13 protein-coding genes and 1 tRNA gene are annotated in these 17,353 nt (G+C 69.4%); 13 read left to right on the forward strand and 1 reads right to left on the reverse strand.

The window, feature by feature from the left end:
• The first annotated feature begins 56 nt into the window (after positions 1–56).
• The 11 genes from ACFWYS_RS14045 to ACFWYS_RS14095 all read left to right on the forward strand — a co-directional run bounded on the left by ACFWYS_RS14045 (position 57) and on the right by ACFWYS_RS14095 (position 13,239).
• A tRNA-Thr gene (locus ACFWYS_RS14045) sits at positions 57–133 on the forward strand.
• A gap of 489 nt (positions 134–622) precedes the next feature.
• Positions 623–2,104: a xanthine dehydrogenase small subunit gene (locus ACFWYS_RS14050; RefSeq protein WP_384767149.1), complete on the forward strand. Its 1,482-nt coding sequence runs from the start codon at positions 623–625 to the stop codon at positions 2,102–2,104.
• Positions 2,101–4,530, forward strand: coding sequence for a xanthine dehydrogenase molybdopterin binding subunit (xdhB, locus tag ACFWYS_RS14055; RefSeq protein ID WP_384767152.1), 2,430 nt, complete (start codon positions 2,101–2,103; stop codon positions 4,528–4,530). The genes ACFWYS_RS14050 and xdhB overlap by 4 nt, the downstream gene beginning before the upstream one ends.
• Before the next feature lies 1 nt (position 4,531).
• On the forward strand, positions 4,532–5,341 hold the full coding sequence (gene xdhC, locus ACFWYS_RS14060; RefSeq protein ID WP_384767155.1) for a xanthine dehydrogenase accessory protein XdhC: 810 nt from the start codon (positions 4,532–4,534) through the stop codon (positions 5,339–5,341).
• Positions 5,342–5,766: 425 nt separating this feature from the next.
• Positions 5,767–6,219 carry a nucleoside deaminase gene (locus ACFWYS_RS14065; protein ID WP_384767416.1) on the forward strand — a complete coding sequence of 151 codons (453 nt, stop codon included), beginning with the start codon at positions 5,767–5,769 and terminating at the stop codon, positions 6,217–6,219.
• 330 nt (positions 6,220–6,549) lie between these two features.
• Positions 6,550–7,506 carry a hypothetical protein gene (locus ACFWYS_RS14070; protein ID WP_384767158.1) on the forward strand — a complete coding sequence of 319 codons (957 nt, stop codon included), beginning with the start codon at positions 6,550–6,552 and terminating at the stop codon, positions 7,504–7,506.
• A gap of 88 nt (positions 7,507–7,594) precedes the next feature.
• Positions 7,595–8,641: an NAD(P)/FAD-dependent oxidoreductase gene (locus ACFWYS_RS14075; RefSeq protein ID WP_384767161.1), complete on the forward strand. Its 1,047-nt coding sequence runs from the start codon at positions 7,595–7,597 to the stop codon at positions 8,639–8,641.
• Between the two features lie 67 nt (positions 8,642–8,708).
• Positions 8,709–10,475 carry a carbamoyltransferase gene (locus ACFWYS_RS14080; protein WP_384767164.1) on the forward strand — a complete coding sequence of 589 codons (1,767 nt, stop codon included), beginning with the start codon at positions 8,709–8,711 and terminating at the stop codon, positions 10,473–10,475.
• Positions 10,476–10,498: 23 nt separating this feature from the next.
• Entirely contained in the window at positions 10,499–10,978 is a 480-nt protein-coding gene (locus ACFWYS_RS14085; protein ID WP_384767167.1) for an SRPBCC family protein, read from the forward strand.
• A gap of 5 nt (positions 10,979–10,983) precedes the next feature.
• A complete protein-coding gene (locus ACFWYS_RS14090; RefSeq protein WP_384767170.1) occupies positions 10,984–11,601 on the forward strand; it encodes a histidine phosphatase family protein in 618 nt (205 codons plus the stop codon).
• Positions 11,602–11,793: 192 nt separating this feature from the next.
• Complete coding sequence (locus ACFWYS_RS14095) at positions 11,794–13,239, forward strand: Tat pathway signal sequence domain protein (protein WP_384767173.1); 1,446 nt, start codon at positions 11,794–11,796, stop codon at positions 13,237–13,239.
• A gap of 68 nt (positions 13,240–13,307) precedes the next feature.
• Here the strand turns inward: ACFWYS_RS14095 and ACFWYS_RS14100 are convergent, their stop codons facing one another.
• Positions 13,308–15,686, reverse strand: coding sequence for a SpoIIE family protein phosphatase (locus ACFWYS_RS14100; protein WP_384767176.1), 2,379 nt, complete (start codon positions 15,684–15,686; stop codon positions 13,308–13,310).
• 97 nt (positions 15,687–15,783) lie between these two features.
• On the opposite strand from ACFWYS_RS14100, the gene ACFWYS_RS14105 reads away from it, so the two are divergent.
• Positions 15,784–16,185: a DUF3052 domain-containing protein gene (locus tag ACFWYS_RS14105; RefSeq protein WP_384767179.1), complete on the forward strand. Its 402-nt coding sequence runs from the start codon at positions 15,784–15,786 to the stop codon at positions 16,183–16,185.
• Between the two features lie 105 nt (positions 16,186–16,290).
• On the forward strand, positions 16,291–17,184 hold the full coding sequence (locus tag ACFWYS_RS14110) for a glycosyltransferase family 2 protein (protein ID WP_384767181.1): 894 nt from the start codon (positions 16,291–16,293) through the stop codon (positions 17,182–17,184).
• Positions 17,185–17,353: the final 169 nt, after the last annotated feature.

A 17,353-nucleotide genomic window follows, 5' to 3' on the forward strand; every position in this document is an offset into this window, starting at 1 on the left:
TCGGAAACTGTGTAGACTTACCGACGTTGCTGATCGCACCATAGTGCGGACAGCGCGCCGCCTTAGCTCAGATGGCCAGAGCAACGCACTCGTAATGCGTAGGTCTCGGGTTCGAATCCCGAAGGCGGCTCCATTAAAACCCCAGGTCGGATAGTCGATGACCTGGGGTTTTCTGTTGCTCGGGTCATGGCGGGGCGTGCGGCCGCTCGTCGGTGGCCTCGGCGGTGTTCTTGCCGACTTGGCGCAATCCGATCGGTTCTCGATCGAGATGCCGAGGCCGACCCCTTGACCTCGGTGGCCTCGGCCACTAATTTGCGGTAGACGTCGACCCATAACGACCGAAAGGAGGCGACCAGCAGATGAACACCAGCTCTGATCTTGGTCGCCTCGCCCAGCGCACGGTCTGGGTTCCGGGTCGGATCGCGCACGGCTGCTGAGCACGCCGTTCTGATGTGCCCGTCCGTGGCACATTCCGGGTTTCCCGTCACCACCTTCCGGTACGTCGCTGTTGCGTGCCGTTTTGCGCCCGCTCCTCTCATGTGGCGCGCCTGAACACAGAAAGCTGCCTGAAATTGGCGAACATGATGAATCGACCTATCACGCACCGGAACGAAGGCCTGTCATGACAGAGGCGCGGATCACGGTCAACGGGAAAGAAACACCGATTTCACCGGCTGCGCCCCACACCACCGTGCTGGACTTTCTGCGCGAGCGTGGCCTCACAGGCACCAAGGAGGGCTGCGCCGAGGGTGAATGCGGCGCCTGTTCGGTCCTGGTGGCCCGTCCCGGGGTGAACAAGCCCACTGACTGGGTGGCGGTCAACGCCTGCCTGGTACCGGCCGCGGCGCTCGACGGTCAGGAGATCATCACCTCCGAAGGCCTCGCCACTGTCGGCGAACCCGGCACGCCGCCCACCCTGCACCCGGTGCAGGAGGAGATGGCGGTCCGCGGCGGCTCCCAGTGCGGTTACTGCACACCGGGATTCATCTGCAGCATGGCCTCCGAGTACTACCGGCCCGACCGCTGCGCGCACGCGGGCTCGGGGGTGGACGCGGACGCGGCCGACAGTTCCGACCACGAGCACGGTCCGAACGGTTTCGACCTGCACGCGCTGAGCGGAAACCTCTGCCGCTGCACCGGCTATCGCCCGATTCGCGATGCCGCGTTCGCCGTTGGGGAACCCGCCGACGAGGACCCGCTGGCGCAGCGTCGCGAGCAGGCCCCGCCCGCACCGATCGCCACCGAATACGCCCAGGACGACAGCACGTTCCTGCGGAAGAGCACCCTGGCCGAAACGCTGCAGCTGCTGCGCGAGCGGCCCGACGCGGTGGTGGTCGCCGGCTCCACCGACTATGGCGTCGAGGTGAACATCCGCTCCCGCCGGGAGGGTTGCGTGGTCGCCATCGACCGACTGCCCGAACTCCGGGAGCTGCGCGTCGAGTCCGACCACATCGAGATCGGGGCGGCGCTGACGCTCACCGAGATCGAGCGCCGCCTCGACGGCGACGTCCCACTCCTCGCAGAGCTGTTCCCGCAGTTCGCCTCCCGGCTCATCCGCAACAGCGGGACCCTCGGCGGCAACCTGGGTACCGGCTCGCCCATCGGTGACAGCCCGCCGGTGCTGCTCGCCCTTGAGGCGTCGTTGGTGCTCGCCGATGCCGACGGTGAGCGCGTGGTCCCGCTGGTGGAGTACTTCACCGGCTACCGGCAGAGCGTGCGTCGTCCCGGTGAGCTGATCCGCGCGGTGCGCATTCCGCTGCCGCTGTCGCCGGTCGCGGCCTTCCACAAGATCGCAAAGCGGCGCTTCGACGACATCTCCAGCGTGGCGGTCGCCTTCGCGCTGGACATCGAGGACGGGATCGTCCGCAAGGCGCGCATCGGCCTGGGCGGCGTGGCCGCCACCCCGATCCGCGCGCTCGCCACCGAGGCGGCCCTGGAGGGCAAGCCGTGGTCGGCGGAGACGGTTGAGGCCGCGGCCCGGGTGCTGCGGGGTGAGGGCACGCCGATGGACGACCACCGAGCCAGTTCCCTCTACCGTTCCGCGATGCTCGGCCAGAGCCTCAAGAAGCTGCACGCACAGAACACCGAGGCGGTGTCGTCATGAGTCACCTGTCCGAGCGTCCCGAGAAGCCGGTCGTCGGCGTCTCCCTGCCGCACGAGAGTGCCTTCCAGCACGTCACCGGCACCGCGCTCTACACCGACGACCTGGTGCAGCGCACCAAGGACGTGCTGCACGCCTACCCGGTCCAGGTCATGAAGGCCCGCGGCCGGATCACCGCACTGCGCACCGAGCCCGCGCTCGCCGTGCCCGGCGTGGTCCGCGTGCTGACCGGTGCCGACGTGCCCGGCGTCAACGACGCCGGCATGAAGCACGACGAGCCGCTGTTCCCCGACGAGGTCATGTTCCACGGCCACGCAGTCGCCTGGGTGCTCGGCGAGACCCTTGAGGCGGCCCGGCTCGGTGCGGCGGCCGTCGAGGTGGAATTCGACGAACTGCCCTCCTTGATCACGCTGCAGGACGCGATCGTGGCCGAGAGCTTCCACGGCGCCCGGCCGCTCATGGTGCACGGCGACATCGACGCCGGCTTCGCCGACTCCGCGCACGTGTTCACCGGCGAGTTCCAGTTCTCCGGCCAGGAGCACTTCTACCTGGAGACGCACGCGGCCCTCGCCCAGGTCGACGAGAACGGGCAGATCTTCATCCAGAGCAGCACCCAGCACCCGTCGGAGACGCAGGAGATCGTCTCCCACGTGCTCGGCGTGCCCGCCCACGAGGTGACCGTGCAGTGCCTGCGGATGGGCGGCGGCTTCGGCGGCAAGGAGATGCAGCCGCACGGGTTCGCGGCCATCGCCGCGCTCGGCGCCAAGCTGACCGGCCGGCCGGTCAGGTTCCGGTTCAACCGGACCCAGGACCTGACCATGTCCGGCAAGCGGCACGGGTTCAACGCCACCTGGAAGATCGGCTTCGACGCCGAGGGCCGTATCCAGGCCCTGGACGCCACCCTGACCGCGGACGGCGGCTGGAGTCTGGACCTGTCCGAGCCGGTCCTCGCCCGCGCGCTGTGCCACATCGACAACACCTACTGGATCCCCAACGCGCGCGTCGCCGGACGCATCGCCAAGACCAACACGGTCTCCAACACCGCTTTCCGCGGCTTCGGCGGGCCGCAGGGCATGCTGGTGATCGAGGACATCCTGGGCCGCTGCGCGCCGCAGCTCGGCCTGGACCCCATGGAGCTGCGGGAGCGCAACTTCTACCAGCCGGGCCAAGGCCAGACGACGCCGTACGGGCAGCTCGTCACCCAGGCCGAACGGATCTCCACCGTCTGGCAGCAGGTGCGGGACGACGCCGGCATCGCCGACCGGGGGCGCGAGATCGCCGCCTTCAACGCCGCGCACCCGCACACCAAGCGGGCGCTCGCGATCACCGGCATCAAGTTCGGTATCTCGTTCAACCTCACCGCCTTCAACCAGGGCGGGGCGCTGGTGCTGATCTACAAGGACGGCTCCGTCCTGATCAACCACGGCGGCACCGAGATGGGCCAGGGCCTGCACACCAAGATGATCCAGGTGGCCGCGACCACGCTGGGCATCCCGCTGCACAAGGTGCGCCTCGCCCCGACGCGTACCGACAAGGTGCCCAACACCTCGGCCACCGCCGCCAGTTCCGGTGCGGACCTGAACGGCGGGGCGATCAAGAACGCCTGTGAGCAACTGCGCGAGCGGCTGCTGCAGGTCGCCGCCACCCAGCTGGGGGTGAACGCCTCGGACGTGCGCATCATCGAGGGCGTCGCGCGCGCCCTGGGCAGCGACAAGGAGCTGGCCTGGGACGACCTGGTGCACTCCGCGTACTTCCAGCGCGTTCAGCTGTCGGCGTCCGGCTTCTACCGGACCGAGGGGCTGCACTGGGACGCGAAGTCTTTCCGCGGCACGCCGTTCAAGTACTTCGCCTACGGCGCCGCGGCGACCGAGGTGGAGGTCGACGGCTTCACCGGCGCGTACCGGATCCGGCGCGTGGACATCGTGCACGACGTCGGCGAGAGCCTCTCCCCGATGATCGACATCGGTCAGGTCGAGGGCGGTTTCGTGCAGGGCGCGGGCTGGTTGACGCTTGAGGACCTGCGCTGGGACACCAGTGACGGCCCGAACCGCGGTCGGCTCCTGACCCAGGCGGCGAGCACCTACAAGCTGCCGAGCTTCTCGGAGATGCCGGAGGAGTTCAACGTCAGGCTGCTGGAGAACGCCACCGAGGAGGGAGCGGTCTACGGCTCCAAGGCGGTGGGTGAGCCTCCGCTGATGCTGGCGTTCTCGGTGCGCGAGGCGCTGCGGCAGGCCGCCGCCGCGTTCGGGCCGAGCGGGGTCAGCGTCGATCTGGCCTCGCCCGCGACGCCGGAGGCGGTGTACTGGGCGATCGAGGAGGCCCGCCGGGGCGATGCCTCGCGGCTCGGTCATGTCGTGAACGGGGTTGCCGCGGGCGGCCACGTCGACGGCAGGATCAGCACCGGCGCAGCAGCGTTGAGCGGTGCCTGACATGACGTGGGTCGCCGCGGTCGCGCGGTTGCGGGCACGCCGGGAGCCCGGCGTTCTGGTGACCGTCGCGACCGTGCGCGGCCATGCCCCGCGTGACGCCGGTGCGAAGTTGGTCGTGGGTCAGAGTGCGACGTGGGGCTCGATCGGCGGTGGCAACGTCGAGGCCGTCGCGATCGATCGGGCCCGCGAGATGATCGCAGCGTCCAAGCCGGAGCCCGAGCTGATGGATTTCGCGTTGAACGACAAGGTGACCAACCAGCATGGCGTGCAGTGCTGCGGTGGCACGGTCCAGGTGCTGCTCGAACCGCTGCCGGTGGTACGGGCGGTGGCAGTCTTCGGTATCGGGCACGTCGGTCTTGAGCTGGCGCGCATCCTGGCGCGTCAGGACCTCGACCTCCATCTGATCGACAGCCGGGCCGACATGTTCACCGAGGAACGGCTCGACGTCCTTGGGGACGCGGTGGCGCAGGTGCACACGCATCACACGCCGCTGCTGCCCGAGGAGGTGCTGGAGGAGTTGCCGCGCGGCACCCACATCCTGATCATGACCCATGATCACGCCGAGGACGCCGCGCTGTGCGACGCAGCCCTGCGCACCCCCCATCTCGGCTCCATCGGGCTGATCGGGTCGGCAGCCAAGTGGGTGCGGTTCCGTAAACGTCTCGCCGACGAGGGCGGTCACGACGAAGCCACCATCGCTCGGATCAAGACCCCGATCGGGCTGGCCGACATCACCGGCAAGGAACCCGCGACGATTGCCGTGAGCGTCGCTGCCGATCTGCTGCGCACCCTCGAAACCGAGGAGAACTGACTCTCCGGACGCTCTTCGCTCATGTTGCGGGCGGAAGGCGCTGGAGTTACCGAATCCTGCCATTCATGCGAATCTACAAGAGGGGCCACCCGACCAGCAGACTCCTTCATGGTTTCGGTGACTGACCCTCAACGGGGCCCGGCGGGTGTACTGGGGCTGTTCCGCTTGAACAGCACGTGAACGAGTCACGGAAGGGACTTCAGCCCTCCGGCTCGAAACGAACGGCGCCGACACGAATGAAGAGAGCCATCGTGAGCACATGGTCGGCGTCCAGCCGCGCTGATATCCGCGGGTGTCGCCGACCGGGCTGATCTCAAAAGCGGCGTCTGCGGAGCCCCACTATTTGCCCCACCGTCTGCAAAAAAGGAGTGCCCGTGACCGCGCACACCCAAGAAGCGAGCATCCAGGAAGTCGAGCGCGCCTGGATGGAAAAGGCCATCGGCCTTGCCACCGACAGTGTGAGGAACGGCGGCGGCCCGTTCGGCGCACTGATCGCCAAGGATGGCGAGATCGTTGCCATCGGGAACAACAAGGTCACTTCGCACTTGGACCCGACGGCGCACGGCGAGGTGAGCGCGATCCGTGCCGCCTGCCAGAAGCTGGACACCTTCTCGCTTGAGGGCTGCGTACTGGTCACCTCGTGTGAGCCGTGCCCGATGTGTCTTTCCTCCGCGCTGTGGGCGCGAGTCGACCGGATCATCTTCGCCGCTGATCGAGATGATGCTGCAGTGGCCGGTTTCGATGACCGCAGGTTCTACGACCTGTTCGAAAAGAAGCCCGCGGAGCTGTGGCCGATGGCGATCGAGCGAGTGGACACGCCGAACCGTACGGCGCCGTTCGACGCATGGCTGGCCAAGTCCGACCGCATCGACTACTGAAACCCGGTTCACCGGGCCGGGCCGGCCGACGCGAACCCGAACGAGGCCCCTGGGCTGTTGAGCGAGATGCCTGACATCTCGGCACAGCAGCCCAGGGGCCTCGTTGGCTTTCGGCGTCGGCCCGGTCCTGTTCGGCCGGACGATGCAGCACCCTTTATGTGGCCACCAGTTACTCCCGATCTGCCTGAATCCCCTGAGCTGCAGTTTCGTAGAAACACACGAAGTGCGGATCTCAGGTCGATCAAGGTTTCATGGTTTCAACGCCTGGCTGGAACAGGCCAGTTGGCGATGAACTCCTTGGACAAGCCGAATCGACGAACTGGAAAAGCCTTGTCCGAGAAGCTGCCTGGCCGTCAGATCGAGATTTCCTGGCCCGACCTTGGCATCGTGGTCACCGCCGACCTTGACGACCGCAATCCGGCACTCGCCGACGCCCTGTGGGAGTCCTTGCCCTACCAGAGCCTCCAGGGACACGCCCTCATCGCGGGAGAGCACCTTTACCACGTAGCTCCGATCCCCACTCTGCTGCACACCCCTCACAACACCCGCATCCCCGACCGGCGCGAGGCCCCCAACGGCACCGTGTTCTGCTCCGGCTTGCAGCATCTGGGTATCAAGTACGGCACCCTGACCGAGCCGATGCCCGCCACCCCCGTCGGCCAGGTTCGTGAGGCAGACATGCCCGCCCTGCTGGAAGCCGGGGCCGCGATCTGGGACGCCGTCTACTCCACGAAGAAGCAGATCCTCGCCGAAGTCCGCCGCGCGGGCGAGCCAGGCGGCCACCGCATCCCGATGCTCCACGCCACCAACACGGCTGCCAGCCACCTGATCGCCGACATCTACGCCGAGACCGAGAAGATCTGGCTCGCACCCCCGGCCGAGCTGGACGACCTCCACCAGGGCATCATCCCCTCCCGGGCAGGTAACTTCGGCACGGTCCTTCCCACCCTGCTGTTCGTCAACGGCGAGACCCGGCCCCTGGGTTACGCCGCCTACGGCGGACTCGTCCGCGCCGCGGTCCAGGACATGCCCATGGACTCCCTCGTCCGCATGGCCCGCCTCCTGGTCGGGGTCCCCGCCGAGTTCCTGGGCTATTGCGGTCTGGAGAAGCTGTGGGCGTTCACCCAGCGCTTCCTCGACGTCCTCGACCGCCTCGACCGTGACGACTTCTACGCCGTCACCAGCCAGATGGCCCTCTACATCAACTGCCTCGGCGGCTGGAACCTCCAGCTGTACCCGTGGGAGACCGGCGACCACCTGCGCCAGCAGGGCACCAAGGCGGCGTAGCCATGCCCGGAGCGGAGTCCGCCGAGGAGATGACGACACCGGCACTCATCCCCGCCATCCGAAACCACACCACAGGAGAAGGAAGACCTTGAGCGCCCTGCCTGCCCGCGCTGACGCCGTCGTCGTCGGCGGAGGAGTGATCGGAACCTCCGCCGCCCATCACCTCGCCGAAGCCGGCGTGAACACCGTGCTGCTGGAACGCGGAAGCCTCGGCGGTGGTGCGTCCGCGCACACGGCGGGCATGGTCCGCACGTACTTCCCGGGCAGCCCCGACACCGGGCGAAGGGCCGTGCGCAGCCTGAAGGCCTACCACGACTTCGCCCGGCACACCGGGGCCCCGCTCGGCCTGAAGCGGCTCGGGTTCATGGCGCTGTTCACCGATGAACAGCAGATCGCCGACTTCGCGGCCGATCGTGAAGCGCAGCAGGCCGCCGGCGTCGAGGTCGATCTGATCAGTGCGCGTGAAGCGGTGCGACACAATCCGCTGATCAATGAGCGTGCCGTGCTGGCCGCCGCCTGGTCCCCGGAGGCGTACCACGTGGACGGCCTGGACATCGTGCGTGGTTACGCGGCCGGCGCCCGCAACCACGGCGCCCGGCTGTTCACCCACACACCCGTGACGGGCATCGACGACGACAACACCGTCCACACCCCGCGGGGCAGCATCAAGGCGGACAGCGTGGTCTGCACGGCCGGGCCCTGGTCCGGTGAGGTGGCCTGCATGGCAGCGGTCGACCTGCCGCTGGCACCCCACACGATGGAGATGCTGTTCACGGACGTCCCGCCCGCCCCGACCCCCGAGCTGCCCATGACGATGCACGCCGCATCCGGGCTGCGCATCCGCTCGTGGAAGGACCGCATCCTGCTCGCCATGGGCGCACCCAAGGACGGCGAAGAACGGGAGGCCTGGCTCGGCCGCATCGACGGTCATCTCGGCACCCTGTTCCCGTCCTTGGACGGCATCGGCCTGCAGCGCGCATGGAGCGGCGACTTCGACGCCAGCCCCACCAACGCCGCCTTCATCGGCCGGCACCCGGACCGCCGGTTCCTGTACGCGGCCGGCTTCACCGGCGCCGGTCTGGGCCAGGCACCCGCGGCCGGGGAGCAGCTCCGCGACCTGCTGATCGCCAAGTAGTCCTACATCAGGCTCCATACCAAGAAAGATTGCCGTGATTGTTCTCGGATGTAATGGTTTCAGCCGGGTGTCGGAGTTCTTCTCCGAACGCCTCGGCGCGACCGGCATCAACAAGCACTACCTCTTGGGCCACGACGCCGCCGCCGCGCTCCTGATCGACGGCCGGCTGGTCGCCGCGGTGGAGGAGGAGCGCCTCAACCGGGAGAAGAAGACCACCGACTTCCCCACGAACGCGATCGACTGGTGTCTCAAGGAAGCCGGGATCACGTTCGACGACGTCGACCTGTTCGCTTTTCCCTGGAACTGGTCCCCCCAGGTGCTGGACGAGACCCTGGACGGCATCCGCAACTCGCCGCTGCCGGAGGCCGACAAGGCCGGCATCGGTGGCACCATTGCCGACTTGTTCGACCAGGTCGTCAGCCACGAAGCGATGCTCGCGGACTTCGAGGCCCGCACTGGTCACCGCCCCGACCCGGCCAAGGTCCGCTTCGTGCCGCACCACTTGGCGCACGCCACGACCGGCTACTACCTCGCCGGGATGACGGACGCCGCGTTCGTCGTCAGCGACGGCCGCGCCGAGCGCTTCTCGACGTTGACGGGCGAGATCCGCGACGGCCGGATCACCGTCTTCGAGGACACCGTCACCGGCTCCGAGTACTCCATCGGCACCCTGTTCTCCTCCATCACCCGCTTCCTCGGCTTCGTCCCCAACAACGACGAGTACAAGGTGATGGGCCTTGCCGGATACGCCGGTCCGCCGAGCCCGAACCCGTTCGTCGAGCAACTGCTGGTGCTGCACGACGACGGCCGCTACTCCTTCAGCAAGCCGCTGCGGACCAACGATCTGCACAGCCACGACGCCCTGTTCGAGGAGTACTTCGGACCCTTCGAGGACACCCTCGAATACACCTCCCGCGTCTCCGCCGCCGCGCAGGAGATGCTGAACGTCGCCACCGCCCACCAGGTCGCCCACCTGGAGAAGCGGACCGACCTCAACCTGCTGTTGTTCGAGGGCGGCGTGGCCCTCAACTGCCTGAACAACACCCCGATGTTCGAGGGCTCCCGCTTCGAGGACATGCAGGTCAGCTTTGGTGCCTCGGACACCGGCATCACCATCGGAGCCGCGGCCCACGCCTGGCTCAACGACCCCGGCACCGACCCCGCGCACATCCGCGAGGCCGCCGCCGCACCCGTCACCCCCTATCTGGGACCGGTCTACGACGAGGCCGCGATCGAGGAGGCCATCGAGGGCTTCAGCGACCGCGTCACCGGCTTGCGCCTGGACGAGGGGGAGATCGTCGATCAGGCGGCGCAGTTGCTGACGGAGAAGGTTGTCATCGGCTGGTTCGAGGGCCGCGTCGAGCACGGGCCGCGCGCGCTGGGGCACCGCAGCATCATCGCCAACCCCGGCTTCAGTGACATCAAGGACATCATCAACACCCGGGTCAAGCACCGCGAACCCTTCCGCCCGTTCGCTCCCCTCGTCCTGGAGGAGCAGGCGCCGGAGATTTTCGACATGGGGCGCAAGACCAACTCCCCGTACATGACGTTCGTCTTCCCGGTCCGCGACGAGTACAGGGACCGCATCCCCGGTGCAGTACACGTGGACGGCACCTCCCGCATCCAGACCCTGACGGACGAGGGCACCCCACGACTGACGGCACTGCTGCGGAAGTTCATCGAACTCACCGACACGCCCTGCCTGATCAACACTTCGTTCAACGTCGCCGGCGAACCCATCGTCTGCACGCCCACCGACGCCCTGAACTGCTTCCTGGGAACCGAGATCGACTACCTGATCCTCGGCAACCACCTCGTCACCAAGAAGAGCTAGAAGAACCAGAAAAGGAACAAACCGTGCTGATCCAGCGCAAGCACACCATGTACCACTCCACGATCCTCGATGCCGACCCGGACACCGTGTGGGCGACCATCCGCGACGCCATGCAGATCCTGGAGATCGTGTCCCCCGGCGATCTGGACGTCCACCGGGACGTCAGCTGGGTCGAGGGCGGCTCGGTCGAAACGGTCCCGGCCCGCTACGACTTCAGGCTCACGCTCAGCGGCAAGGTCGTCCAGCAGGAGATCGCGGCCCGCGACGAGATCAACAAAACCCAGTCCTACCGGGCCGTCGCGCCCACCAGCGGAGTCGCCGCCTACCAGGCCACCATCCGCGTATTCCCCATCACCAACGACCCGGCCCGCAGCTTCTTCGACTGGTCGCGGACCCTGGAGATCGCCGAGGACGCCGACCTGAACGTGGTCGAGGGCATCATCGACATCATGGAGAAGCAGACCGACGCCGTACGAGACCACTTCGCGCAGACTTCGAAGTGAGTGACGTGACGACGCTCGTCCTGCTGCGGCACGGCGAAACCCTGCTCACCCCGCATCGGCGGCTCTCCGGCAGCGGAGGTACCAACCCGGGCCTCTCACCGGCCGGCCGCCGCCAGGCCGAGGCGACAGCGGACGCCCTCGCCGATCGCGGCGACATCGACGCGATCGTCACGTCACCGATGCGGCGCTGCCGGGAGACCGCCCATTCCGTGGCCACGCGCCTCGGCCTGAGCGTCCGGGTCGACCGGGACCTGCGGGAAGCGGACTTCGGCGCCTGGGAGGGCCTGACCTTCACCCAAGTCCGCGAACGCTATCCGGACGACCTGAGCGCATGGCTCGCCTCGCCCGAGAGTCCGCCCTCGGGCGCAGACGAGACCATGCAACAGGTCGCCCGCCGGGTCGCCGCCGTACGAGACGGCCTCGTGGCCCAGTACGCCGGCGCCACGGTTGTGGTCGTCTCCCACGTCGGACCACTCAGAACCCTGATCCGCCTCGCTCTCCAAGCCCCACCACACTGCTTGTTCCGCATGGAAGTCTCAGCGGCCTCCCTGTCGACGGTGACGTACGACGAGGACGGCACCGCCACGGTGCAGGCCCTCAACGACACCCACCACTTGAACTGAACTGCCGCCAAGGGTCCCGGCACACTTCGCGTGTGCCGGGCCCCTTGGCGTGCCCTTGGGTCCCTCCCGCCCCTCACCCACCTCAACCCGCCTCCCCGCCAGGGCCGTTGACCCGCCTCACCCGTACCAGCAGAATGAGCCCGCATCCATGAGAGCGCTCTCAAGACTCGGTAAGGGAGACCCATGACCGGCATGACCGACAGGCAGGGCCCGGCGCTCAGCCGGCGCACACTCATCGGGGCCGGGATCGGCGCGGCCGTCCTCACCGCGGCCGGTGCCCCCATCGCCCAAGCCGACGGGACCTCGGCCAACGCCGCTCCAGGCACCGCTACTCCAGGCACCGCTGCCCCCGGCACCTCCGCTCCCGGCCCCCGCCCCACCTCCGCCCCGAGCCGGGCCCAAGCCTTCCTCGGGTCCGTCATGGACGCCTACCCCGACCACGGCACCACCCGTCTCGCGCAGAGCTACGCCGATCAGGCCGGGCTCTTCAGTACCGCCTTCACCTATGACAACGCCCTCGGGATTCTCGGTCTCCTCGCCACCCGTACTCCCGACGGGCAGGACCGGGCCGTCGTGCTCGGGGACGGGTTGTTGTACGCGCAGGCGCATGATCCGGTCCATGACGACGGTCGGCTTCGGCAGGGGTACAACGTCGGGCCGTACACCTTCTACGACGGGTCGCGGCAGCCGGACGGGTTCGTGCGGGCGGATGGCAGCGTCAATGTCGGGACGCAGTTCGGGTTCACGGGGACGGCCGTGGGGGACATGGCCTGGTCCGGGATCGCGCTCGGCGCGCTCGCTCGGCGGACCGGGGAGCGGCGGTTTCTCGACGGTGCCGTGCGGATCGGGGAGTGGATCGAGCGGAACGGGCGTACCGATGAGCCCCTCGGGGGCTACAAGTTCGGGGTCGACGGGGCCAACCAGAAGCTGCCCTTCACCTCCACCGAGCACAACACCGATCTCGTCTGTCTCTTCGGGCGGCTCGCCCGCCTCACGGGGGACGGGGTCTGGCTGGAGCGGCGTGCTCGGGCCCGGGCGTTCGTGGAGAGGATGTGGGAGGCGGACGGCGGGTTCTTCTACACCGGGACCAATGACGGGGTGACCGTCAACAAGTCGCCGATTCCCGAGGACACCCAGACCTGGACCCACCTCGCCCTCGACTCCCGTGCCCACGCCTCGTCGCTGGACTGGGCCGCCCGGGAGCTGGCCGTCCTCGACCATGCCGAGCGGCGTAACAGCACGGTTCCGGCGGGGCAGTCGTACGAAGGTGTCACCTTCAGTTCCGCCAGTCTCCTCGCGAACGAGGACGTTCCCATCGCCGACTCGCAGCCCAAGCCCGACCGCAACGGGGTGTGGTTCGAGGGGACCGCTCATCTCGCGCTCGCGCTGCGGGAGCGGCGCGGGCCGGGTGACGAGGCACGTGCGCGGCGGCTGATCGACTCCCTTGAGCGGGCTCAGGAGCGGCTCGGGGGTGGCCAGACCGTGGGCGGGCGGGCGTTGCCCGAGCGGTCCGGGGTGGTGTCGGCGAGCAGTCCGCTCGATACGGGGTTCGGGTTCGGGTACTACCCGTACCGGCACTTGGGGGCCACCGCCTGGTATCTGATGGCCGTCACGCGGTCCAACCCGTTGCGCGGCTGACCCCCGCCTCGTCTGCCGTCGTGGCCCGCTTGGACCTGAGAGGGGCGGCCCTGACCGCGGTGCCCGGGTCAGCCGACCGGCAGCGGCTGTTCGGCCCAGATCGTCTTGCCGGTCGGGGTCTGCCGGGTGCCCCAGCCCTGGGTGAGCTGGGCGACCATGTGCAGCCCGCGGCCGCCCTCGTCGTAGGTGCGGGCGCGGCGCAGATGGGGGGCCGTGCTGCTGGCGTCGGACACCTCGCAGATCAGTGTGCGGTCCCGGATCAGACGCAGCCCGATCGGTACGTCGCCGTAGCGGATGGCGTTGGTGACCAGCTCGCTCACCACCAGCTCGGTGACGAACGCCGCCTCCTGGAGTCCCCACGCCGCGAGCTGCCGGGAGGCCTGTGCGCGGGCGTCGGCGACGATCGCCGGGTCGGACGGCAGGGCCCAGTCGGCGACCTGGTCGGCGTGCAGGGCACGGGTGCGGGCGAGCAGCAGGGCCACGTCGTCGGCGGGGCTCTCGGGGAGCAGGTCCCTGAGGACGGCGTCGCAGGTGTTCTCCAGCGACGGCGCCGCGGAGGCGAGGGCGGCGCAGAGGCGTTCCAGGCCGAGGCCGACATCGTGTTCGCGGTTCGCGATCAGGCCGTCGGTGTAGAAGGCGAGCAGGCTGCCCTCGGGGAGCTCCAGCTCGGTCGCCTCGAAGGGCATCCCGCCGACGCCGAGCACCGGACCGGGCGTGAGGCGGACGACGCTGACCGAGCCGTCGGGGAGCAGTACGGCGGGCGGGACATGGCCGGCGCTGGCGACGGTGCAGATCCGGGAGACCGGGTCGTAGACGGCGTACAGACAGGTCGCGCCGACCCCGCCGGTGTACGGCAGCTCGTGGACGATGGTGTCGTCGTCCGAGGTCAGATGGCTGACCAGGTCGTCGAGGTGGGTGAGCAGCTCGTCCGGGGGCAGGTCCACGTCGGCGAGGGTGCGCACCGCGGTGCGCAGCCGCCCCATGGTGGCCGAGGCGTGGATGCCGTGCCCGACGACATCGCCGACGACCAGCGCGACCCGGGTGCCCGACAGCGGTACGACGTCGAACCAGTCGCCGCCCACACCGGCGCTCGTACCGGCGGGCAGATAGCGGTACGCCACCTCGACGGCCGCCTGTTTCGGCAGGTCACGGGGGAGGAGGCTGCGCTGGAGAGTGAGGGCGTGGGTGCGCTCCCGGGTGTAGCGGCGGGCGTTGTCCACCCCGACGGCGGCCCGGCCCGCGAGCTCCTCGGCCAGGATCAGGTCGTCCTGGTGGAACGGCGGGGAACCCTTGCCGCGCACGAAGACCGCGACGCCGAGGGTGGTGCCGCGGGCCCGCAGCGGGGTGGCCATCACCGAGTGGAAGCCGTGCTCGCGGACGATCGCGGCCCGTGCCTCGTGCTCGGTGACCCAGCGGGCGAAGTCGGGGTCGTGCGCGCCGCTGAGCACCGGCCGGCCGCTGATCAGGGAGCGGGCGGGCGGTGAGAACGGGGGATAGGTGTCGACCCCGCCGAGCTCGACGGCCGCCTCGGGCACGGCCTCGCCCTCGGCGGCCGACTGGTGGGCGATCCGGCGCAGCACCACGGCCGCGTCGACCGGCCCCGGCACCGGCTCCTCCCCGCGCAGCACCGAGTCGAGCAGGTCCACGCTGGTGAAGTCGGCGAGCCGCGGTACGGCCAGATCGGCCAGTTCCTGGGCGGTGCGGTTCACGTTCAGGGTGGTGCCGATGCGGGTGCCCGCCTCGTTCAGCAGGGCCAGCCGCTGCCGGGCGGCGTACTGCTCGCTGCTGTCGAATGCGGCGGTGCCGACCCCGGCGACCTCACCGGACGCGGGGTCGCGGACGGGCCACAGCTCCACGATCCAGGAGCGCTGCTGCCGGGCGGCGGCGGACGGCTCGGGGACGAATCCCTCGTACCGCATCGGCACGGCCTCCTCGGCGACCCGCCGTACGCAGCCGAGGAAGCCCTCGTCGGAGCGGGCCTCCCCGAGCGGGGCGGCCTGCGCGCCCGCGTTCGGCCACCAGGTCCCCGACGCGGCGCTGTACGTGGACAGGGCGATCGAGGACTGGGCGAAGGCCCACTCCGTCATCCGCCGGTCGCGCTCCGCGGCCGGGGTGCCCGTGGTGGCGGTGACGAGGTACGCCTGGGTCGCGCCGTCGCCGCCCAGGGAGGGATGGGCGTGCAGGGCCAGTTCGACGCGGTGGCCGTCGCGGTGGCGGAGGGCGGCGGTGCCGCTCCACTCCTGGGTGCCGACGGGCGAGAAGCCGGTCGCCTCCCGTTCCGTCAGGAGGTCGGCCGCGGCCCGCCCCACCACCTCGGCGGCGCCGTACCCCAGCAGTCGCCGGGCGCCCTCGCTCCACCCCGTGACGATGCCCGCCAGGCTGATGGTGGCTGTCGCGGCATCTCCTGACCACCCGCTGTGACCGAGATTCTGATCAAAAGTGGTCATTCTTGCTCAACTCGCGCTGTGAGGCTACTCACGGTTCCAGCGTGCGCGTCGCGAGAGAATCGGACAAGTCGGATTCCCGTGCATGGAGATGGCCGTCATGAGTTATTCCGGTACGCCACTCGCCAAGAAGATCGGCATCAAGCCGGGCCACCGGGTCCGACTCCGCCACGCCCCCGCCCACTGGGACATCCCCGGGCTGCCGGAAGGCTGCGAGGTGGGGGAAGGGAGCCCACGCGGCGCGGACGTCGCCGTCGCCTTCTACCGCTCGTACGGCGATCTCGTGGCCGAAGGCCCCGCCCTGGCCCGCGACCTCACCGACGACGCCATGCTGTGGATCGCCTGGCCCCGCCGGGCGGCCGGCCACGTGAGCGACATCACCGAGAACGCACTGCGGGACCTCTTCCTCCCGCTGGGCATCGTGGACGTGAAGGTCGCGGCGCTGGGGGAGGACTGGTCGGGCCTGAAGTTCGTACGGCGCCGGGAGAACCGCAGCGCGTAGCCCGCCCCGCGATACGGCGAACTTAAGAAGTCCTTACCGTGAACCACTAGCATCGCGCCGGTAATCACAGCCGGGACGAGGCGCGGGGCGCGGCGAGGGGGCGTTATGGCGGAGCTGAGGATCGCGGTCGCCGTGGTGACCATGGGCAACCGCCCCGCCGAGGTCGACGCGCTGCTGGAGTCCGTGGCGAAGCAGGACGTCGCCCCCCACCGGATCGTCATCGTCGGCAACGGCTGCCCGCTGCCCGACTTCGCCGAACGCCTCACCCTGCCCGGCGAGGTCACGCCGATAGAGCTGGACGAGAACCTCGGCTGTCCCGGCGGGCGCAACGCGGCCCTCGAACAGCTGCGGGAGTTCGGGGACGTCGACGTCGTGGTCGACCTGGACGACGACGGACTGCTCGTCGACCCCGACGTACTGCGCCGGGTACGGGACCTGTACGCCGCCGACGACCGGCTCGGCATCGTCGGCTTCCGCATCGCCGACGAGAACGGCGAGACGCAGCAGCGGCACGTGCCCAGGATCGGCAAGTCGGACCCGCTGCGCGGCGGATACGTCACCGGCTTCCTCGGCGGCGGGCACGCGCTGCGCATGACGATGCTGGCCGAGACCGGGGACTGGCCCGCCGAGTTCTTCTTCGCCCACGAGGAGACCGACCTGGCCTGGCGGGCCGCCGACGCCGGCTGGCGCATCCTCTACGCCCCCGAGATCCTCCTCCAGCACCCGAAGACCTCGCCCGCCCGGCACGCCATCTACCACCGGGTGACCGCCCGCAACCGCGTCTGGCTGGCCCGGCGCCGGCTGCCGCTCGCGCTCATCCCCGTCCATCTGGGCATCTGGGTCCTGCTCACCCTCGCCCGCAACCGCTCGCGGGCCGGACTGCGCGCCTGGTTCGGCGGTTTCCTGGAAGGCCTGCGGGAGCCGGCGGGCGAGCGACGGCCGATGCGGTGGCGCACGGTGTGGGGGCTGTGCAGGCTCGGCCGTCCGCCGGTCATCTGAGAACGCGCGGGAACACGCGGGAACGCGCGGAAGCGCAAGGGGAAACGCAAGAAGGGGACGCGGGCCCCGGTCGCTCACCTCTGCCGACCGGGACCCACATGCGTCCCAGGATCCGGCCACGGCGGCGTCACTCCCCCGAGCTACGCGTTCTACGCGCGCACCGTCGGGC

The organism is Streptomyces sp. NPDC059010 (assembly GCF_042740355.1).
Taxonomy (GTDB): Bacteria; Actinomycetota; Actinomycetes; order Streptomycetales; family Streptomycetaceae; genus Streptomyces.